This window comes from Hypericibacter terrae (assembly GCF_008728855.1).
Lineage (GTDB): Bacteria > Pseudomonadota > Alphaproteobacteria > Dongiales > Dongiaceae > Hypericibacter > Hypericibacter terrae.
This window is the reverse complement of the sequence record NZ_CP042906.1, coordinates 1,693,972-1,712,440: the sequence shown is the minus strand read 5'-3', so window position 1 is coordinate 1,712,440 and position 18,469 is coordinate 1,693,972. Positions and strand designations below refer to the sequence as shown.

The following is an 18,469-nucleotide window of genomic DNA, read 5'->3' as shown; positions in this document are numbered from 1 at the left end:
TCGGCCCGAAAACGGGCGCGGAAACCCCGATTCGGGCATTCCTGACCGCCCCGCCTAACCGATTTGGCCACATTGTCCGCCCTGCCGGGCTTCGCTTATAGTGGCGCCGATTTTCTCGCCCCTGGAGCCCGATCGTTTCGAGCCGCCCGGCCCGGACCCTGACCTGGGCTCCAGTTTGTTGAAGTGACGCAGGATCCATGGATCGGCACGACCGTCGCCGAACCGATCCTGTGCCGGACCCGAAAGGCATACCCCATAGTGAGGCGCTGGTTCGCGTACGCGCTCTTTCTCCTGTTTGTCTCGACGACGGCCCATCCGGCCGCGAGCCAGGACCTCAAGATCGCCGCCGTCGTCAATGAAGACATCATCACCGTGATCGACCTTCTGGTCCGCACGCGCGTGGCCATCGTCGCGTCGCATGTCCAGGACACGCAGGAAAATCGCCAGCGGCTCTCCGGCGTCGTGTTGCGCAATCTCATCGACGAGCATCTCAAGACCCAGGCCGCCAAGTCGCAGGGGATCACCGTCGACGATGCCGAGGTCAATGCGCGCCTGAACGAGCTGGCCCAGCAGAACAAGCTCACCTTGGAAGAGTTCAGGCAGAAGCTGGCGGCGAGCGGAATCCTGATGGATTCCCTGGCCGATCAGTTCCGCGCCGACATCGCCTGGCAGATGGTCGTGCGCAAGCGCTTCCGCAGCGCGGCGACCGTCAACCGCAAGGATATCGACGACGAGATCGCCCAGATGAAGGAGAACGAGGGCAAGCCGGAATACCTGGTCGGCGAGATCTTCCTCCCGGTCTATTCCCCGGCTGACGCCGCCGCGGTGGAATCGACCGGCAAGGATTTGATGGCCCAGCTGCAGCAGGGCGCCAATTTCACCGAACTGGCCCAGCAATTCTCGCAGTCGCCCACGGGCAGCAGCGGCGGCGTGCTGGGCTGGCTGCGGGCCGATCAGCTCGATCCCGGCATGCGCGGCGCGGTCACCGCGATGACCAAGGGGCAGATCACCGGTCCGATCCAGACCTCGGGCGGTTACTCCATCCTGACGCTGTTCGACCAGCGCACGGCCGGGCAGACGCCGATCGACGAGGATGCGGTCACCAGCAGGCTGACCGCTCAGCGGATCGACACGCTGGCCCGCGCCTATCTGAGCGATCTGCGCACGCAGGCCTTCATCGACATCCGGCAATGACCGGGACGGCGCCATGGCGTTCGGCGCCGGGCGCGATGGCCGCGACCCGGCCCGCCGAGGGCCCGCGCCGATGAGCGAGCCACCCCCGACCGACACGGCGCCGACCCTCCCGCCCCTGCGCGATGTCATTGCGCGGCACGGCCTGGCCGCCAGGCGCGCGCTCGGACAGCATTTCCTCCTGGACCTCAATCTGACCGGCCGGATCGCCCGGGCCGGCGGCGAGCTCGGTACCGGCACCACCATCGAGATCGGACCCGGCCCCGGTGGCCTCACCCGGTCGCTGCTGGCCCATGGCGCGCGCAAGGTCATCGCCATCGAGCTCGATCCGCGCTGTGTCGAGGCGCTGCAGGAACTGGCCGCCGCCTATCCCGGCCGCCTCGAGATCGTCGCGGGCGATGCCATGGAGATCGATCCCGCCAAGCTCGGCGAAGCGCCCCGCCGCATCGTCGCCAATCTCCCCTACAATGTCTCGACGGCATTGCTGGCGCGCTGGCTGCCCTCGCTGGCGCGGCTCGAGCGCCTGGTGCTGATGTTCCAGAAGGAGGTGGCGGAGCGCCTGGCGGCCCCTCCCGGCTCGCGCGACTATGGCCGGCTTTCGGTCGCGCTGCAGTGGCGCGCCGACGTGAAGCGGCTGTTCGACCTGCCGCCTAGGGCTTTCACCCCGCCCCCGAAGGTGACCTCGAGCGTGGTGGAGATCCGGCCGCTGGCCCAACCCCGATATCCCGCCGATGCGGAGATCCTGGAGCGCGTCACCGCCGCCGCCTTCAATCAGCGCCGCAAGATGCTGCGCCAGAGCCTGCGGTCCGTGGCACCCGATGCCGCAGCGCTGCTGGCCGCGGCCGAGATCGACGGGACCGCGCGCGCGGAGGATCTGAGCGTGGAGCAGTTCTGCGCTCTGGCGAGGGCACTGGCGGCAGGCCGGGGGCGGACTGGGTGACGCGGGAGTAACACGGTATATCCCCTCCCCCTTCTTGCTACGGCATTCACGGAAGTGATTCCGTGTTGGAAGTAAATATGATTCAAGATCTTCGGGGTGATTTTGCGAGGATCTGGCGATGTCGTTTGGCGATATTCGTGTTGAGAAGCGAGGGGATTGGCTGATCGAGCGGGTTGCGGCGACGGGGTCGCTGGTGCTGCGCCAGCTGGGAGAGAACCGGGCGGGCGAGATGGCGGTGCATCGGTTTCTGTCCTCGCCCTATGTTTCGGTGGAGCGGATTGTCGAGACGCTGGCGGGCCGAACGGGGGAACGATGCGTGGGGCGTCATGTGCTGGCGGTCCAGGACACGACCGAGATCAACTTCGCCGGCCGGGATAAGAAGCGCCGTGGGTTCGGGCCGGCGGGGAATGGAACGACGCCGGGCTTTTTCATCCATCCGGTGATTGCGGTGGATGTGGAGAGCGAGGCAGTGGTCGGGCTGGTCGATGCGGCGATCTGGACGCGGGCTGACGAGGCGGCGGCGCGCCGGCGCAGCCGGGCCTCGGGGGACAAGGAATCGGCGCGCTGGCTGGCGGGCTGCGCGAGCGCGGTCGCGAGCTTGAGCGGGGCGGCGCGCGTGACCATGGTGGCCGACCGGGAAAGCGATCTTTACCCGCTCTTTGCCAGCAAGCCCGAGGGTCTCGATTTGATCGTGCGGGCGGCCCAGAACCGCAACTTGGCCGAGGGCAGTCCTCTGTTCGAGGCGCTCGGGGATGCAGCGTGCCTCCGGGTTTGCAAGGTCCGGGTGGCGCCGCGCGGGCCGGGCGACAAGGGCCGCATCGCCACCGTGGAGCTGCGTGCCGGGAAGGTGCGGATCGCCCGGCCGGTCAACGGCCTGGTGGAGAAGCTGCCTCGGGAGATCGAGCTCAACCTGGTCGAGGCCCGCGAGGTCGAGGCGCCGGCCGGTAAGACCCCGCTGCTGTGGCGCCTGCTCACCACCCATGCCGTCGCCGATGGCGCGCAAGCCGAGGATGTCGTCCAGCTCTATCGGTTGCGCTGGCGCATTGAGCAGACCTTCCGCGCCTTGAAGAGCGACGGCCTCGCCCTCGAAGACAGTCAACTGGTCGACGCCGAGCGCCTGTTCAATCTGGCCGCCATCGGATTGGCGGGTGCGGTGCGCACCATCCAGCTGGTCGATGCCCGCGATGGCGGTCCGCGCCCCGCCACCGATGTGATCGACGAGGCCTTCGCCATCCCGCTCGAGCGCCTCTCCAAAAAATTGGAGGGCAAGACCCAGAGGCAGAAAAACCCACACCCACCCGGATCTCTCGCCTTCGTCGCCTGGATCGCCGCTCGTCTCGGCGGTTGGAATTGCTACTACAAGCCCCCGGGACCAAAGACCATGCGCTATGGCTGGAACCAACTCGCCGCGCGTCTCGAGGGTTACGCCCTCGCTACCGAAGGCAAAAATCCGTGAATCCCGTAGCCCCTTCTTGAGGGGGAGGGTTAGGGAGGGGGCTGCGCGATCTCGCCTTCCCCCTCCCTAGCCCTCCCCCGCTTCGCGGGGGAGGGGACATGATCCTGCTTGCCTACTGCCCCTCGCGCAGCGCCTTCACGAATTCATGCAGGCCGACCTGGCGCTCGCGGCGCAGCCTTTCGGCCTGCAGGATCGCCTGGATCTGCTGGATGGTCTGCTCCAGCTCGTGATTGACCAGCACATAGTGATATTCGGGCCAATGGCTGAGCTCGTCCGCGGCCTTGGCCATGCGCTTCGCCACTTCCTCGGCGCTGTCCTGGGCCCGCGTATGCAGCCTGCGCTCGAGCTCGCGCGTCGAGGGCGGCAGGATGAAGACGGTGACGAGATCCTTGGGCACCCGCGCGTCGAGCTGCTGCGTGCCCTGCCAGTCGATATCGAACAGCACATCCCGCCCGGCGCCGAGCGCCGCCTCGACGGGTGCTCGCGGCGTGCCGTAATAGTTCCCGAACACCTTGGCGTATTCGAGGAACTCCTCGCGGTTGACCATCAGGTTGAACTCTTCGGCGTCGACGAAGAGATAATCGATGCCGGGAACCTCGCCAGGGCGCTTGGGCCGCGTCGTGGCCGAGACCGACATCTCCAGCAGGGGATCGCGCGCCAGGAGCGCCCGCGAGATCGAGGTCTTGCCGGCGCCCGACGGGGAGGACAACACCAGCATCAGGCCGCGCCGGCGGATCTCGACGAAGCCGCTCGCCGCCGGGTCGGACGCCGAGGCGCCGGATTTCTTCTTGTTCGAGGTCGTCGCACTCATTCGATGTTCTGCACCTGCTCGCGAAACTGCTCCACCACGGCCTTGAGATCGAGCCCGACCGCGGTGAGCTCGAGATCGGCGGATTTGCTGCAAATAGTGTTGGCCTCGCGATTGAGCTCCTGACAGAGGAAATCCAGCTTGCGCCCGATGGCGCCGCCGGCCTCGACCAGGGCCCGCGACGCGTCGATATGCGCCGCCAGCCGGTCCAGCTCCTCGCGCACATCGCTCTTGGCGATCAGGAGCGCGAACTCCTGCGCCAGGCGGTCTTCCGACAGGGCCGGTATCTGCGCCAGCAGTTCGCCGATCTGCTGGCGGAAGCGCGCCTTCTGCGCCTCGGGCTGGGCCGCGGCCAGGCTGCGGGCGCGGCCCACCAGCCGCTCGACCTCGCTCAACTGGTCGAGCGCGATGCGGGCGAGCCGGGCACCTTCCTCGGCGCGCATCCGCACCAGCCCGTCGAGGGCTTCGCCGAATCCCTTCAGCAGCAATGCGAGCCGCGCCTCGCGCGCCTCCTCGGTCTCTTCTTCCTCGATTCGTTCGACCACGCCGGGCAGCGCCAGCAGCCCGTCGAGGCGCGGGCGCTCGGCATCGATCTGCAGGCCCACATCCTTGATGGCGGCGATCACTTGATCGAGCGCCGCGCGATTGACGCGATAGCGCGACTGCGGCTGGCCCTGGCGCGCGGCGTCGAGCTGAACGCTGATGTTGCCGCGCCGGCAGCGCTCCGGAACCGCCTGGCGCAGTTGCGGCTCGAGCGCCTCGCAACCGGGCGGAAGGCGCAGCCGCAGATCGAGATTGCGCCCGTTGACGCTGCGGATCTCCCAGCTCCAGCGCCGATCGCCCTCGCCCATCTCGGCGCGGGCGAAGCCCGTCATGCTGGCCACGGCGCTCGCAGATTTCGTCACAAAGCCACCGACATGTTGTGTCGTCCCCCCAGCGCGCGACTATATACTGCGGTCCAAATAGCAACAAGCGAGGCCGCCCCGCCCGCGGCCCTCCGGAGCCTTCCATCCATGCCGCCCGTTCCCGCCGCCCCAAGCCTCGACCGACCGCAGCGCATTCTCATCACCGGGGCCTCGAGCGGCATCGGTGCGGCACTGGCGTCGGCTTATGCGGCGAGCGGTGTCAGCCTGGTGCTGGGTGGACGCGATCGGGGCCGGCTGGCATCGATCGAGGCCGCCTGCCGCGCCGCGGGCGCCGAGGTCGAGACGGCAGCCGTCGACGTGGTCGATGCGGTCGCGGTGCGGCGCTGGATCGAAACCGCCGACGATCGGGCGCCGCTCGATCTGGTCGTCGCCAATGCCGGGATCTCGGCGGGCACCGGCACCGCCGGCGAAAGCGAGGCCCAGGCACGCGCGATCTTCGCCACCAATGTCGATGGCGTGGCCAACACGGTCTGGCCGGCGCTGCAGCGGATGGAGCGGAGAGCCCGCGGCCAGATCGCCCTGATGAGCTCGCTCGCCGCCTTTCGCGGTTTTCCCGGAGCGCCGGCCTATTGCGCCAGCAAGGCCGCGGTGCGGGTCTGGGGCGAAGGCTTGCGTGGCGAATGCCGCGCCAAGGGCGTCGCCGTCACGGTCATCTGCCCGGGCTATGTCGAAAGCCCGATGACGGCCGTGAACGACTTTCCGATGCCGTTCCTGATGAGCGCGGAACGCGCCGCGCGCATCGTCAAGCGCGGCCTCGCCCGCAACCGCGCGCGCATCGCCTTCCCGTTGCCGATGTATTTCGCGGCTTGGCTCCTCGGCGTGCTGTCGCCGGGCCTGACCGATCCCTTGCTGATGCGCCTGCCCAAGAAGAAGTGAAGGCGTCCTATTCGGCTTGGGTCGCGTTGCGCTTCTGCGCCTGAACCTTGCGCCAGGCGGCCACGTTCTTGTTGTGCTCGGCCAGAGTCTTCGCGAACACATGCCCACCGGTGCCATCGGCCACGAAATAGAGATCGTCGCTCTCGGCCGGATGCAGCACCGCCTCGATGGCGGCGCGGCCCGGATTGGCGATGGGTGCGGGCGGCAGGCCGACGGCTACATAGGTGTTGAACGGGCTGTCGACCGCCAGGTCCTTCATCAACAGCGCGCGGTCGAGCTTCGAACGGCCCTGCGTGATCGCATAGATCACGGTCGGGTCGGATTGCAGCGCCATGCCCTGGGCGAGGCGGTTGAGGAACACCGCGGCGACATGCGGGCGCTCCTCGGGGAGGCCCGTCTCCTTCTCGACGATCGACGCCAGGATCAGCGCTTCCTTGGGATCCTTGAAGGGGAGGCCCTGGGCGCGCGCCGGCCAGAGCTCGGCGAGCGCGGCGTCCATGGAGGATTTCATCCGGGCGACGAGATCGGCCCGGCTGTCGCCTAGCATGAAAAAATAGGTCTCGGGCAGGAGCGAGCCCTCGGGGCCCACGCTCGTCGGGTCCGGCGTCGCGCCATCGAGATCGGGAGCCGCCGCCAGAAGCTCCAGCACCTCGCGGTTGGTCAGACCCTCGGCGATGGTCAGCCGATGCTGGATCTGGCGCCCGTCGATCATCTGCTGCATCGCGGCCTGCGGGCTGATGCCGGCGGGAAAGAGGTACTCGCCGGCACGCAGCGGCTTGTGCTGGCCGAACAGGCGCACGCCGAGGCGGAACAGGAAGGGATCCTTGATGACGCCCGCGTCGGCGAGCTGCCCGGCGATGGCCCTGACGCTGCTGCCCCGGGGCACGACCACGGTGTTGTCCGCGGTCAACGGACCGGCCGACGTGAATTGCTGATAACCCCACCAGGCGCCCGCGGCCGCGGCGCCCAGAACCAGCAGGAGGATCAGCAGAAGCGTCCCGAGCAGCCGGCGCAACCGCGCCATGGCAGGGCTAGGCGGGACCCTGGAAGATCAGGCTGGCATTGGTACCGCCGAAGCCGAAGGAGTTCGACAAGGCGCGCCGGATCGTCCGCTTCTTGGCCCGCTTCGGCACCAGGTCGATGTCGCAGCCGACCGACGGATTGTCGAGGTTGAGGGTCGGCGGTGCCACCTGGTCGCGGATCGCGAGGATGGAGAAGACCGCCTCGACCGCGCCGGCAGCGCCCAGCAGATGGCCGATCGCCGATTTGGTGGAGGACATGGAGATCTTGTAGGCGGCGTCGCCGAACAGCCGCTTGACCGCGCCCAGCTCGATCTCGTCGCCGAGCGGCGTCGAGGTGCCATGCGCGTTCACATAGTCGATGTCGTCCGGAGTCAGCTTGGCCCGCTTCAACGCCGCCTTCATGGCGTTGAAGGCGCCCTCGCCGGTCTCGGAGGGAGCGGTGATGTGATAGGCATCGCCCGACATGCCGTAGCCGATGACCTCGGCATAGATCTTGGCGCCGCGCTTGCGCGCATGTTCCAGCTCCTCGAGCACCAGCACGCCGGCGCCCTCGCCCATCACGAACCCGTCGCGATCCTGGTCCCAGGGTCGCGAGGCCCGCTGCGGCTCGTCGTTGAAGCCGGTCGAGAGCGCGCGCGCCGCGGCGAAGCCCGCGACGCCGATACGGCAGATCGAGGCCTCGGTGCCGCCCGCCACCATCACGTCGGCGTCGTCGAGCTGGATCAGCCGCGCGGCGTCGCCGATCGCATGCGCGCCGGTCGAGCAGGCCGTCACCACCGCGTGGTTGGGACCCTTGAAGCCGAACTGGATCGAGACATTGCCCGACGCCAGGTTGATCAGGCAGGCGGGAATGAAGAATGGGCTGACGCGGCGGGGGCCGCGCTCATGCAGCGTCACCGCCGCATCGTAGATGCCTTCGAGGCCGCCGATGCCCGAGCCGATCAGGACGCCGGTGCGTTCCCGCTCATGCTCGTCCGTCGGCTGCCACTTGGCGTCCAGCACCGCTTCGGTCGCCGCACCCATCGCGAAATGGATGAAACGGCCCATCTTGCGCTGGTCCTTGGGGATGACGTAGTCGTCCGGATTGAAATTGCCGGACGCCTTGTCACCCAGCGGCACCTGGCCCGCGATCTTGCAGGGCAGGTCGCTGACGTCGAAGGACTGAATCCCGGAAATGCCGGACTCGCCATTTACGATGCGCTTCCAGACATACTCGGTGCCGACGCCAAGCGGCGTGACCAAGCCCATGCCAGTAACTACGACGCGTCGCATGTCGCCTCTCGCAGATGGAACGGTATCGACAAGAGTGTCGCGGCGCCCAGGAGTCTGCGCAAAGCCAATGCGCTCAACTCAGCTGTGCTGCTCGATGAAGGTGATCGCGTCCTTCACCGTCAACACCTTCTCCGCGGCGTCGTCGGGAATTTCGCAACCGAACTCTTCTTCGAACGCCATCACCAGCTCGACGATGTCGAGACTGTCGGCGCCCAGGTCGTCGATGAAATGCGCACCTTCGGTAACCTTGGACTCATCGACGCCGAGGTGCTCGACGACGATCTTCTTCACGCGCTCGGCGATATCGCTCATATGGTTCGCCCCTTCAACTCACACCCGCTGGTTTTCGCTTATCGGGGCCGCCGGAAGGCGGGTCCCGTCCCCCGAACTCTACTGCCACCCGAAGGGGGCGGCTCAAGGGCGCGGTGCCCTTAACATATCCGTTCCGCTATAGCCAGGGCCTCGGAAAAGCCCTTTGTCAGCAGCGTTATATCATGGCCATTCCGCCATTGACATGCAAGGTCTGGCCGGTCACGTAGGCCGCCTCGTTCGCCGCCAGATAGACGACGGCGGCGGCAATGTCCTCGCTGACGCCGAGTCGGCCCATCGGCACGCGCGACAAGAGCTCGGTCTTCTGCTTCTCGTTGAGCGCGTCGGTCATGGCGGTCGCGATGAAGCCGGGCGCCACGCAATTCACAGTGATGTTGCGCGAGGCGACCTCGGCGGCGAGCGCCTTGGACATGCCGATCATGCCGGCCTTGGACGCCGCGTAGTTCGCCTGGCCCGGATTGCCGGTCACGCCCACGATCGAGGTGATGCCGATGATACGGCCCCAGCGGCGGCGCATCATGGGCATCAGCAGGGCCCGGCTGAGCCGAAAGGCCGCCCCCAGATTGACGTCCATGACGGCGTTCCAGTCCTCGTCCTTCATGCGCACCGCGAGCCCGTCGCGGGTCAATCCTGCGTTGTTGATCAGGATATCGACCTGGCCCAGCGCCGCCTCGGCCTTCTTGGCGAGATCCTCGGTGCCGCCCGCCTCGCCGAGATTGGCCGGCAGGACCTTCGCGCGACTGCCCAATTCGCCAGCCAGCGCCTCGAGCGCCGCGACCTTGGTGCCGGACAAACCGACCTCGGCGCCCTGCGCGTGGAGCGCCTTCGCGATGGCGCCGCCGATACCACCCGACGCCCCCGTCACCAGGGCCTTCTTGCCCGTCAGATCGAACATGGCCATCTCGATTGATCTCCTGAAGCGTCAGTTATGTCGTCGCCGTCATGTCGCGGTACAAGGGCTCACAAAGTCTTGAGGACGGCCTCGATTTCCTCGGGCGTCCCCGCCGCCTGGCCCTTTAGCTCGCGATCGATGCGCTTGGTGAGGCCGGTCAAGACCTTGCCGGCGCCCACCTCGATCAGTTCCTCGACGCCCTGCGCCTTCATGGCCAGCACCCCTTCGCGCCAGCGCACCAGCCCCGTCACCTGCTCCACCAGGAGCCGGCGGATCGTTTCCGGATCGCTCACCGGCTTCGCCGTCACGTTGGCCACCACGGGCACGGCCGGCATGGCGATCGCGGTGCCGGCCAGCGCCTCGCGCATCTCGTCAGCCGCCGGCTGCATCAGGGCGCAATGGAAGGGCGCGCTCACCGGCAGCATCACGCTGCGCTTGGTGCCGCGCTCGGCGGCGATGGCGACGGCACGCTCGACCGCCACCTTATGTCCGCTCAGCACCACCTGGCCGGGAGCGTTGTCGTTGGCGACGCTGACGACCTCCGATTTGGGACCCGCCTCGCGGGCCGCCGCGGCGATCGCCTCGGCCGCCTCGAGATCGAGGCCCAGCAGCGCCGCCATCGCCCCCTCGCCCACCGGCACCGCCCGCTGCATGGCGCGGCCGCGCCGCTTCAGCAGCCGGGCCGCGTCGGACAGGCTGAGCGCGCCCGCGGCCGCCAGGGCCGAATATTCGCCCAGCGAATGGCCGGCGACGAAGGCCGCCTTGTCGGGCAGCGAAAACCCACCCTCGGTGGTCAGGACCCGGAGAGCCGCCATGCTGACCGCCATCAGGGCCGGCTGGGCATTCTCGGTCAGGGTCAGGTCCGCCTCGGGTCCCTCGGCCATGAGCCGGCTCAGCTTCTGGCCCAGCGCATCGTCCACTTCCTCGAACACCAGCCGGGCGGCGGGAAAGGCCTCCGCCAGGGCGCGACCCATGCCGACCGCCTGGGAACCCTGCCCCGGAAACACAAAAGCGCGAGCCATCTCTATGAAATTCCTATATTTTCTTTTGGACGCCCGAAACGGCGGCCATTGATAGCGGCGCCCTCCCGGCCTGTCCAGTGTTTGCAGGCTGGAGGTCCCCTCCTGCGGCGGCCGAAAAGCTTGCGGGGCGGAAAGCAATGTGTATAGTGCGCCGCTCTTCGAAAACTCCTTGCCGGCCAATGACCTTGACGGTCGCGTGCCGGCTAGGCCCGGGCGGCTGTTGCGGGGCATTTGCCCTTCCAGCGCCGGGCCATTCAACAGCCATAAGGAGCTGCGAACCGAATGCCCTTCTATGAGACCGTCTTCATCACGCGCCAGGACGCTTCCTCGGCGCAAGTGGAGCAGTTGACCGAAGCCTTCTCGGGGATCGTCACCGCCAATGGCGGCTCGGTCACCAAGAAAGAGCAATGGGGACTGCGCAACCTGTCCTTCCGGATCAAGAAGAACCGCAAGGGCCATTACACCCTGCTCAACATCGACGCGCCCGCTCCGGCGGTGGTGGAGATGGAGCGCAACATGCGCATCAGCGAAGATGTGCTGCGCTACCTGACCGTTCGCGTCGAGGCCCTCGAAGAGGGCCCCTCGGCCATGCTGCAGAACCGCAACCGCGACGGCGACGATCGCGGCGGCCGCGGTGAGCGCGGCGGCCGTGGCGGCGATCGCTTCGGCGACCGTCCGCGCCGCAGCTTCGGCGACCGTCCGGATCGTGGCGACCGCTTCGGCGGCGACCGCCCGGATCGCGGCGACCGCTTCGGCGGCGGCGATCGTGAACCCCGGCATGTGGCCGGCAACGAAGGAGAGCCGGCATGAGCGAGGGCACACCGACCGTCGTCCGCGCCAGCGGCCGCCGGCCTTTCTTCCGCCGCCGCAAGACCTGCCCGTTCTCGGGTCAGCACGCGCCGAAGATCGACCACAAGGATATCCGGCTGCTGCAGCGCTTCCTCTCGGAGCGCGGCAAGATCGTGCCGAGCCGCATCACGGCGGTGTCCGCGAAGAAGCAGCGCATCCTGGCCCAGGCCATCAAGCGCGCCCGCTTCCTCGGGCTCCTGCCTTACGTGTTGAAGTAGGAGCCGCGTCATGGAAGTGATCCTGCTCGAACGAGTCGAGAAGCTCGGCCAGATCGGCGAAGTGGTGAAGGTGAAGCCGGGCTATGCCCGCAATTACCTGCTGCCGCAGAAGAAGGCGTTGCGGGCCACTGAGGCCAACCGCGCCCGCTTCGAGACCCAGCGCCACCAGATCGAGGCCAACAACCTCAAGCGCCGCCAGGAAGCCGAAAGCGTCTCCGGCAAGGTGGACGGCATGAGCGTGGTGCTGGTGCGCCAGGCTGGCGAGAACGGACAGCTGTTCGGTTCCGTCAGCCCGCGCGACATCGCCGAGGCGGTCAGCGCCAAGGGCGTCACCATCGACCGCCGTCAGGTCGTGCTCGACAAGCCGATCAAGGCCCTGGGGCTGTTCCCGGTGCGCGTCGCCCTCCATCCGGAGGTGATCGTCACCGTGACGGCCAACGTCGCGAAGTCCGAGGAAGAGGCCGAGATCCAGCTCAAGAACGGCGGCTATGTGGGCGCGACCGAAGCCCGCGCGGCGTCGCTCGACGATCTGTTGGCCGATGCCGAGGCCCAGCTGCCGCCCGAGGTGAAGGCGCAGCGCGATGCCGAGGCCGAAGGCGAAGCGGAAGAAGCCTGATCGACACCGCCGGGTGGCCATCCCGTGGCCAAGCGGAACCGAGTTGCTGCAGCCGCGGTTCCCTGAACGGGGACCGCGGCTGTTGCTTTTTGGAGCCTCCCGCGATCCGCATGCCGGCCCTGCGGAGAGCGCGGGTCGCAATCGGTAGACCGGGGTTTTGCCTGCATTTACAAGCCCTGCCGTTCTGATTAACGTTATGTGATGCGCGATCGAGCCTGCGGTCTTCCTGCAGGCCGGGTGGGGGCCCGAGCCGACGATCGCGGTTCATATCTGGGAAGAGGCGTGTCCGCGCGATGCTTGCCGCGCATATTCTGAAACGTGTGATTCGGGACGGCCAGCTCCGCGTCGTGGACGCGGATGGCAAAGTCCATCTCATTGGCCCCGGCCCCGGTCCGGTGCCGACCATCCGGCTGCATGACCATCGGCTGCACCGGGACCTCTTCCTCAATCCGAAGCTGCGCTTCGGCGAGGCCTATATGGAGGGCCGCCTCACGGTCGAGGACGGCACCCTCTACGAGGTGCTGGACCTGGTGACGCGCAACATCGCGGCCCTGGAGAGCCACCCGCTGCAGCGCGTCCAGCTGCTGCTGGGGCGGATGCTGCATTTCATCCATACCCACAATCCGGTCGGCCGCGCCCAGAAGAACGTGGCGCATCATTACGACCTCTCGGACACGCTCTACGACCTGTTCCTCGACAAGGACCGGCAATATAGCTGCGCCTATTTCGCCACCGACAATGACAGCCTCGAGCTCGCGCAATCGAACAAGAAGCTGCATCTGGCCTCCAAGCTCCTGCTGGAGCCCGGCCAGAAGGTGCTCGATATCGGCAGCGGCTGGGGCGGTCTCGGCCTCTATCTCGCCAAGCTCATGAACGTCGATGTCACCGGCGTGACCCTCTCGACCGAGCAGCACAAGGTCTCGGAGCAGCGGGCGCGCGACGCCGGCCTGTCCGACCGGCTGCGCTTCCACCTGCGCGACTACCGGCTGCAGCAGGGCCCGTTCGACCGGATCATCTCGGTCGGCATGTTCGAGCATGTCGGCACCAAGCATTACCGGGAATTCTTCCGCAAGGTGAAGGAGCTCCTGACCGAAGACGGCGTCATGCTGCTGCATGCGATCGGCCGCATGGACCCTCCGGGCTCGACCAATCCCTGGCTGCGCAAATACATCTTTCCCGGCGGCTACACCCCGGCCCTCTCCGAGGTGTTCCGCGCGGTCGAGGATGTCGGCCTCTGGGTCACCGACGTGGAGATCCTGCGCCTCCACTACGCCAAGACCCTGCGCGAATGGCACCGCCGCTTCGACGCCAACCGCGACAAGATCCGCGCCCTCTATGACGAGCGCTTCTGCCGCATGTGGGAGTTCTATCTGGTCGGCTGCGAGGTCGCGTTCCGCAACATGGGGCAGATGGTGTTCCAGATGCAGCTCTCGCGCCGCCAGGAAGCGGTGCCGCTGACGCGCGACTACATGGTCGACTTCGAGCGCGCCATGCAGGCCCGCTCCAGCGCGGCGGCGTAGCCCTTCGGCGGTCGCGGCCAGCGCGCTGCGATGGGTGGATCTACCGAGACCGCCGCTCCCGAGTCGCCGCTGCCGCGCGTCAACCCCGCGGATTAGACGGAGAATCAACGCAAGGCCGTAAGGCGCGGGGATCGTGGGGCTCTCGCGCGAGCGTTCGAAACGGGCTTGAGTTATCCCCGCCTTCCACCAGAATCATTTCGGCCCGACTGCGTTTGCCGGACCAGCGCCGCGGACGCCTCTGATAGTGTCGGCCTCGAAATGGTGGAACGCACATTCATCAGCAGCAACGTCGCGACGCTTCGAGGCACGGACCTCGAGCCCGCCTCGCTGCGCATCCCGCCGCACAATTACGAAGCCGAGCAGGCGCTTCTCGGCGCGGTGCTGGCCAACAACCACGTCTTCGACAAAGTCAACGAATTCCTCGAGCCCGAGCATTTCGCCGACGCGCTCCATGGCCGCATCTACGAGGCGATCGGCAAGCTGATCGAGCGCGGGCAGATCGCCAACATCCTGACGCTCAAGAACCTGTTCGACCAGGATGCGGCGCTGATCGATGCCGGCGGCTCCCAGTATCTGGCCCGCCTCGCCAACTCGGTCGTGACCATCATCAATGCCGAGGATTACGGCCGCACCGTCCATGACCTCTATCTGCGCCGGCAGCTGATCGCGCTCGGCGAAGAGGTGGTGAACGAGGCCTTCCGCATCGATCTCGACATGCCGGCGGCCCACCAGATCGAGCATGCCGAGCAGCAGCTCTACGACCTGGCCGAGACCGGCCAGACCGAGGGCGAGTTCAAGATCTTCAGCTCGGCCCTGAAGGTGGCGATCGAGACCGCCGAGATCGCCTATAAGCGCGACAGCCATATCACCGGCGTGACCAGCGGCCTGACCGACCTGGACCGGCGGCTGGGCGGCCTGCACCCCTCGGATCTGGTCATCCTGGCCGCCCGCCCCTCGATGGGAAAGACGGCGCTCGCCACCAACATCTCCTTCAACGCGGCGCGCGCCTATCGCGAGGCGCTGGACGCCACCGGCAAGCCGGTCGCGGTCGAGGGCGCCAAGGTCGCCTTCTTCTCGCTCGAAATGTCGGCCGAGCAGCTGGCCACCCGTATCCTGGCCGAGCAGACCGGCGTCTCCTCGGACCGGATCCGTCGCGGCGATCTCAAGCAGGAGGACTTTCCGGTCTTCGTGCAGACGGCGCGCGAGCTCTCCGAGTTGCCGCTCTTCATCGACGACACCCCGGCTTTGACCGTGGGTGCGCTGCGGACCCGCGCACGCCGCCTCAAGCGCCAGCACGGGCTGGGGCTGATCGTGGTCGACTATCTGCAATTGATGCGGGCCTCGGCCGGCAGCAAACCTGAGAACCGGGTTCAAGAGATCTCGGAAATCACCCGCGGCCTCAAGGCCATCGCCAAGGAACTTAACGTGCCGGTGCTGGCGCTCTCCCAGCTCTCGCGCGCGGTCGAGCAGCGCGAGGACAAGCGTCCGCAGCTCTCGGACTTGCGTGAATCGGGCTCGATCGAACAGGACGCCGACGTCGTCATGTTCATCTTCCGCGAGCAGTATTACCACGAGCGCGCCGAGCCGCGGCAGCGCGAGGACGAGACCGAGGACAAGTTCCGCGAGCGGATGGATCGCTGGCAGGAGCGCGGCGAGCGGATCCACAATGTCGCCGAGGTCAACATCGCCAAGCAGCGCCACGGGCCCGTCGGCACCGTCGAGCTGTTCTTCGACGGCATGCTGACCAAGTTCGGCGATCTGGTCCGCGACGATCACGTCCCTGATGCCCATCGCTGAGCCGGGCGCTGGCCCGACCGAGATCGCCGCTGCGCGCCTCATCGTCGACCTCGGGGCCATCGCCGGCAATTTCCGCCTCATCGCGAAGCGCGCCGCCCCCGCCGCGGTCGGTGTCGCGGTCAAGGCCGACGCCTATGGCCTCGGCATGGCGCGGGTCGGTCCGGCCCTGCATGACGCCGGCGCCAGGGTCTTCTTCGTCGCCTGGCTCGAGGAAGGGATCGCGCTCCGCCATCTCCTCCCCGAGGCCGAGATCTTCTGTCTCAACGGCGTGGCGCCCGGTGCCGCCGACGCCTATGCCGCCCACCGCCTGATGCCGATCCTGGGGAGCCTCGAGGAGATCGACGAATGGCGCGCGGCCGGCCATGGCGGCAAGGCACCCGCCGGCCTCCAGATCGACAGCGGCATGGCGCGCCTCGGTCTTTCGGCCGAGGAGGTCGACCAGCTTGTCGCCGATCGTCAACGGCTTGACGGGCTGAACCTCACCCTGGTCATGAGCCACCTCTCCTGTGGCGACGACCCGGCCGACCCGTTGAACCTGGCGCAGCGCGCGAGCTTCGAGCGCGATCGCGGCCGGCTCGGCCTGGTCTCCATCCGCAGCAGCCTTGCCGCCTCGGGCGGCAGCTTTCAGGGCCTGGATTTCCTTCTCGACCTGGTTCGCCCGGGCGCTGCGCTCTACGGGCTGGCGCCGCTCATGGGCCAAGCGAACCTCATGGCGCAAGTGGTTCGCCTGCAAGCCAAAATTCTGCAAGTCCGTCGCGTTGACAGGGGTATGACCGTTGGCTACGGTGCGACCCATCGCACGACCCGGCCGTCGCGCCTGGCGACCCTATCCACCGGCTATGCCGACGGGTATTTTCGCTCCCTCAGCAATCGCGGCCATGCCTATCTTGGGCCCGTGCGGGTTCCGGTGGTGGGGCGCGTATCGATGGATCTCCTGACGCTCGATGTGACCGACGCGCCGCCCGAGCTGGCGCGCCGTGGCGCCTGGGTCGACCTCATCGGGCCCCATCACACGGTCGACGACCTGGCCGCCGAGGCCGGCACCATCGGCTATGAGATCCTGACCGCCCTGGGCGCGCGCTATGCCCGCCACTACCTGCCGGCGGACGGCAAGGCGGGAGCGGCGACATGACCGGCGTGAATTTCCTGCAGCCGATCGGCCGCACGTTCCTCAATGCGCTGGCCGGTCTCGGAAGGCTGACGCTGTTCGCCGCCGCCGGTTTCATCAATATCGTGCGGCCGCCCTATTACCCGCGCCTCGTGCTGAAGCAGATGATCGAGATCGGCTTCTACTCCCTGCCGGTGGTGGGCCTGACCGCGATCTTCACCGGCATGGTGCTGGCGCTGCAGAGCTTCACCGGCTTCTCGCGCTTCAGCGCCGAATCCGCGATCCCGAACGTGGTGGTGGTCTCGATCACCCGCGAGCTCGGGCCCGTCCTGGCGAGCCTGATGGTGGCGGGGCGCATCGGCGCCGCCATGGCGGCCGAGATCGGCACCATGCGCGTGACCGACCAGATCGACGCCCTTACCACCCTCTCGACCAACCCGATGCGCTACCTCGTGGCGCCGCGCCTCCTGGCCGGCGTGGCGATGGTGCCGATCCTGGTGCTGGTCGCCGACATCATCGGCGTCTTCGGCGGCTATCTGCTCAGCATCTACAAGCTGGGCTTCAACCCCTCGACCTATCTGCACAACACCTTCGACTTCCTCAAGACCGACGATGTGGTTTCGGGCCTGGTGAAGGCCGCCGTGTTCGGCTTCCTGATCGCGCTGATGGGCTGCTATCACGGCTTCAATTCCAAGGGCGGCGCCCAGGGTGTGGGCACCGCCACCACCAACGCGGTGGTCTCGGCCTCGATCCTGATCCTGCTCTCCGACTACGTCGTCACCGAGCTGTTCTTCTCGCGATGACGGCGAACGGCAACGCCGGCGGCACGCCCAAGATCGAGATCCGCGGCCTGTTCAAGGCCTTCGGGTCGAAGCAGGTGCTGCGCGGGGTCGACCTCGATGTGCGCCAGCGGGAAAGCCTGGTGGTGATCGGCGGCTCGGGCTCCGGCAAGTCGGTGCTGATCAAATGCGTGCTGGGGCTGATCGAGCCCGATGCCGGCTCGATCAAGGTCGACGGCGAGGAGACCGTCGGGCTCCGCGGCCGGGAGCGCGAGCGCGTCATGCGCAAGTTCGGCATGCTGTTCCAGGGCGGCGCGCTGTTCGACAGCCTGCCGGTCTGGGAAAACGTCGCTTTCGGCCTGATGTCGGCGGACGGCGTGGCGCGCCCCGAGGCCAAGGCGGCCGCGACCCGCAACCTCGCCGCGGTGGGGCTGGGGCCCGAGGTCGGCGAGCTCTTTCCGGCCGAACTCTCAGGCGGCATGCAGAAACGCGTGGCGCTCGCCCGCGCCATCGCGCGCAAGCCCGAGATCATCTTCTTCGACGAGCCCACCACCGGCCTCGACCCGATCATGTCGGACGTCATCAACGACCTGATCAACCGATGCGTCGAGTCGCTGGGCGCCACCGCCCTCTCGATCACCCACGACATGGCCAGCGTGCGCCGCATCGCGCACCGCGTCGCCATGATCTTTGAAGGCCGCATCATCTGGCAGGGGCCCATCGCCGAGATCGACCGCTCGGGCAACGATTACGTCGAGCAGTTCATCCATGGCCACGCCGAAGGCCCGATCCAGATGCCGGTGCGGCCGCTGTAAGACTGCTGTCCCTCCCCCTTCTCAGGGCTGAA

General features: G+C 67.5%; 19 protein-coding genes. 12 read left to right on the top strand and 7 right to left on the bottom strand.

All coding sequences use genetic code 11. The annotated features are described in order from the left end of the window. Positions 1 to 258 precede the first annotated feature (258 nt). From FRZ44_RS07865 to FRZ44_RS07855, 3 genes are all read left to right on the top strand, one after another. Positions 259 to 1,194 carry a peptidylprolyl isomerase gene (locus tag FRZ44_RS07865; protein WP_191908471.1) on the top strand — a complete coding sequence of 312 codons (936 nt, stop codon included), beginning with the start codon at positions 259 to 261 and terminating at the stop codon, positions 1,192 to 1,194. A gap of 70 nt (positions 1,195 to 1,264) precedes the next feature. After that, positions 1,265 to 2,131 carry a 16S rRNA (adenine(1518)-N(6)/adenine(1519)-N(6))-dimethyltransferase RsmA gene (rsmA, locus tag FRZ44_RS07860; RefSeq protein WP_151176664.1) on the top strand — a complete coding sequence of 289 codons (867 nt, stop codon included), beginning with the start codon at positions 1,265 to 1,267 and terminating at the stop codon, positions 2,129 to 2,131. A gap of 118 nt (positions 2,132 to 2,249) precedes the next feature. Further along, positions 2,250 to 3,587, top strand: a complete 1,338-nt coding sequence (locus FRZ44_RS07855) for an IS4 family transposase (RefSeq protein ID WP_151175641.1) — start codon at positions 2,250 to 2,252, stop codon at positions 3,585 to 3,587. 112 nt (positions 3,588 to 3,699) lie between these two features. Here the strand turns inward: FRZ44_RS07855 and gmk are convergent, their stop codons facing one another. Together gmk and FRZ44_RS07845 are read right to left on the bottom strand one after the other, a co-directional pair. Continuing rightward, positions 3,700 to 4,398, bottom strand: coding sequence for a guanylate kinase (gmk, locus tag FRZ44_RS07850; protein WP_151176663.1), 699 nt, complete (start codon positions 4,396 to 4,398; stop codon positions 3,700 to 3,702). Next, positions 4,395 to 5,300 (bottom strand): YicC/YloC family endoribonuclease, encoded by a 906-nt coding sequence (locus tag FRZ44_RS07845; protein WP_318526390.1) that lies wholly within the window; start codon positions 5,298 to 5,300, stop codon positions 4,395 to 4,397. Before FRZ44_RS07845 ends, gmk begins: the two co-directional genes overlap by 4 nt. A gap of 108 nt (positions 5,301 to 5,408) precedes the next feature. Here FRZ44_RS07845 and FRZ44_RS07840 point away from each other — a divergent pair, with 108 nt between their 5' ends. After that, on the top strand, positions 5,409 to 6,197 hold the full coding sequence (locus tag FRZ44_RS07840) for an SDR family NAD(P)-dependent oxidoreductase (protein WP_151176662.1): 789 nt from the start codon (positions 5,409 to 5,411) through the stop codon (positions 6,195 to 6,197). 7 nt (positions 6,198 to 6,204) lie between these two features. Here FRZ44_RS07840 and mltG read toward each other — a convergent pair whose 3' ends face one another. The 5 genes from mltG to fabD form a co-directional block, all read right to left on the bottom strand. Further along, the gene (gene mltG, locus FRZ44_RS07835) at positions 6,205 to 7,221 is read right to left on the bottom strand and encodes an endolytic transglycosylase MltG (protein ID WP_151176661.1); all 1,017 of its coding nucleotides are present in this window, start codon (positions 7,219 to 7,221) and stop codon (positions 6,205 to 6,207) included. Positions 7,222 to 7,228: 7 nt separating this feature from the next. Then, positions 7,229 to 8,491, bottom strand: a complete 1,263-nt coding sequence (gene fabF / locus FRZ44_RS07830) for a beta-ketoacyl-ACP synthase II (RefSeq protein ID WP_151176660.1) — start codon at positions 8,489 to 8,491, stop codon at positions 7,229 to 7,231. Positions 8,492 to 8,569: 78 nt separating this feature from the next. Beyond that, on the bottom strand, positions 8,570 to 8,803 hold the full coding sequence (locus FRZ44_RS07825; protein WP_151118576.1) for an acyl carrier protein: 234 nt from the start codon (positions 8,801 to 8,803) through the stop codon (positions 8,570 to 8,572). 175 nt (positions 8,804 to 8,978) lie between these two features. Then, a complete protein-coding gene (gene fabG / locus FRZ44_RS07820; protein WP_151180200.1) occupies positions 8,979 to 9,716 on the bottom strand; it encodes a 3-oxoacyl-[acyl-carrier-protein] reductase in 738 nt (245 codons plus the stop codon). A gap of 65 nt (positions 9,717 to 9,781) precedes the next feature. Continuing rightward, the gene (gene fabD, locus FRZ44_RS07815; protein WP_151176659.1) at positions 9,782 to 10,735 is read right to left on the bottom strand and encodes an ACP S-malonyltransferase; all 954 of its coding nucleotides are present in this window, start codon (positions 10,733 to 10,735) and stop codon (positions 9,782 to 9,784) included. 282 nt (positions 10,736 to 11,017) lie between these two features. Between fabD and rpsF the strand changes: the two genes are divergently transcribed. The 8 genes from rpsF (at position 11,018) to FRZ44_RS07775 (ending at position 18,437) form a co-directional block, all read left to right on the top strand. Continuing rightward, a complete protein-coding gene (rpsF, locus tag FRZ44_RS07810) occupies positions 11,018 to 11,545 on the top strand; it encodes a 30S ribosomal protein S6 (protein ID WP_151176658.1) in 528 nt (175 codons plus the stop codon). After that, positions 11,542 to 11,802 carry a 30S ribosomal protein S18 gene (gene rpsR / locus FRZ44_RS07805; RefSeq protein WP_151176657.1) on the top strand — a complete coding sequence of 87 codons (261 nt, stop codon included), beginning with the start codon at positions 11,542 to 11,544 and terminating at the stop codon, positions 11,800 to 11,802. Before rpsF ends, rpsR begins: the two co-directional genes overlap by 4 nt. Positions 11,803 to 11,812: 10 nt before the next feature. Then, positions 11,813 to 12,418, top strand: a complete 606-nt coding sequence (gene rplI / locus FRZ44_RS07800) for a 50S ribosomal protein L9 (protein WP_151176656.1) — start codon at positions 11,813 to 11,815, stop codon at positions 12,416 to 12,418. Between the two features lie 293 nt (positions 12,419 to 12,711). Further along, complete coding sequence (locus tag FRZ44_RS07795; protein WP_151176655.1) at positions 12,712 to 13,938, top strand: SAM-dependent methyltransferase; 1,227 nt, start codon at positions 12,712 to 12,714, stop codon at positions 13,936 to 13,938. A 258-nt stretch (positions 13,939 to 14,196) separates the two neighbouring features. Beyond that, positions 14,197 to 15,735, top strand: coding sequence for a replicative DNA helicase (locus tag FRZ44_RS07790; RefSeq protein ID WP_151176654.1), 1,539 nt, complete (start codon positions 14,197 to 14,199; stop codon positions 15,733 to 15,735). Then, positions 15,722 to 16,867, top strand: a complete 1,146-nt coding sequence (gene alr, locus FRZ44_RS07785) for an alanine racemase (RefSeq protein ID WP_151176653.1) — start codon at positions 15,722 to 15,724, stop codon at positions 16,865 to 16,867. The genes FRZ44_RS07790 and alr overlap by 14 nt, the downstream gene beginning before the upstream one ends. A gap of 5 nt (positions 16,868 to 16,872) precedes the next feature. Next, complete coding sequence (locus tag FRZ44_RS07780; protein ID WP_407658086.1) at positions 16,873 to 17,646, top strand: MlaE family ABC transporter permease; 774 nt, start codon at positions 16,873 to 16,875, stop codon at positions 17,644 to 17,646. Next, complete coding sequence (locus FRZ44_RS07775; RefSeq protein WP_151176651.1) at positions 17,643 to 18,437, top strand: ABC transporter ATP-binding protein; 795 nt, start codon at positions 17,643 to 17,645, stop codon at positions 18,435 to 18,437. The genes FRZ44_RS07780 and FRZ44_RS07775 overlap by 4 nt, the downstream gene beginning before the upstream one ends. The last annotated feature ends 32 nt before the right edge of the window (positions 18,438 to 18,469 follow it).

Excerpts from the sequence above, each read along its gene's own strand:
- rsmA (WP_151176664.1), top strand. The coding sequence starts at position 1,265 with ATGAGCGAGCCACCCCCGACCGACACGGCGCCGACCCTCCCGCCCCTG.
- FRZ44_RS07855 (WP_151175641.1), top strand. The coding sequence starts at position 2,250 with ATGTCGTTTGGCGATATTCGTGTTGAGAAGCGAGGGGATTGGCTGATC.
- gmk (WP_151176663.1), bottom strand. The coding sequence starts at position 4,398 with ATGAGTGCGACGACCTCGAACAAGAAGAAATCCGGCGCCTCGGCGTCC.
- FRZ44_RS07840 (WP_151176662.1), top strand. The coding sequence starts at position 5,409 with ATGCCGCCCGTTCCCGCCGCCCCAAGCCTCGACCGACCGCAGCGCATT.
- mltG (WP_151176661.1), bottom strand. The coding sequence starts at position 7,221 with ATGGCGCGGTTGCGCCGGCTGCTCGGGACGCTTCTGCTGATCCTCCTG.
- fabF (WP_151176660.1), bottom strand. The coding sequence starts at position 8,491 with ATGCGACGCGTCGTAGTTACTGGCATGGGCTTGGTCACGCCGCTTGGC.
- FRZ44_RS07825 (WP_151118576.1), bottom strand. The coding sequence starts at position 8,803 with ATGAGCGATATCGCCGAGCGCGTGAAGAAGATCGTCGTCGAGCACCTC.
- fabG (WP_151180200.1), bottom strand. The coding sequence starts at position 9,716 with ATGTTCGATCTGACGGGCAAGAAGGCCCTGGTGACGGGGGCGTCGGGT.
- fabD (WP_151176659.1), bottom strand. The coding sequence starts at position 10,735 with ATGGCTCGCGCTTTTGTGTTTCCGGGGCAGGGTTCCCAGGCGGTCGGC.
- rpsF (WP_151176658.1), top strand. The coding sequence starts at position 11,018 with ATGCCCTTCTATGAGACCGTCTTCATCACGCGCCAGGACGCTTCCTCG.
- rpsR (WP_151176657.1), top strand. The coding sequence starts at position 11,542 with ATGAGCGAGGGCACACCGACCGTCGTCCGCGCCAGCGGCCGCCGGCCT.
- rplI (WP_151176656.1), top strand. The coding sequence starts at position 11,813 with ATGGAAGTGATCCTGCTCGAACGAGTCGAGAAGCTCGGCCAGATCGGC.
- FRZ44_RS07795 (WP_151176655.1), top strand. The coding sequence starts at position 12,712 with ATGCTTGCCGCGCATATTCTGAAACGTGTGATTCGGGACGGCCAGCTC.
- FRZ44_RS07790 (WP_151176654.1), top strand. The coding sequence starts at position 14,197 with ATGGTGGAACGCACATTCATCAGCAGCAACGTCGCGACGCTTCGAGGC.
- alr (WP_151176653.1), top strand. The coding sequence starts at position 15,722 with ATGCCCATCGCTGAGCCGGGCGCTGGCCCGACCGAGATCGCCGCTGCG.
- FRZ44_RS07775 (WP_151176651.1), top strand. The coding sequence starts at position 17,643 with ATGACGGCGAACGGCAACGCCGGCGGCACGCCCAAGATCGAGATCCGC.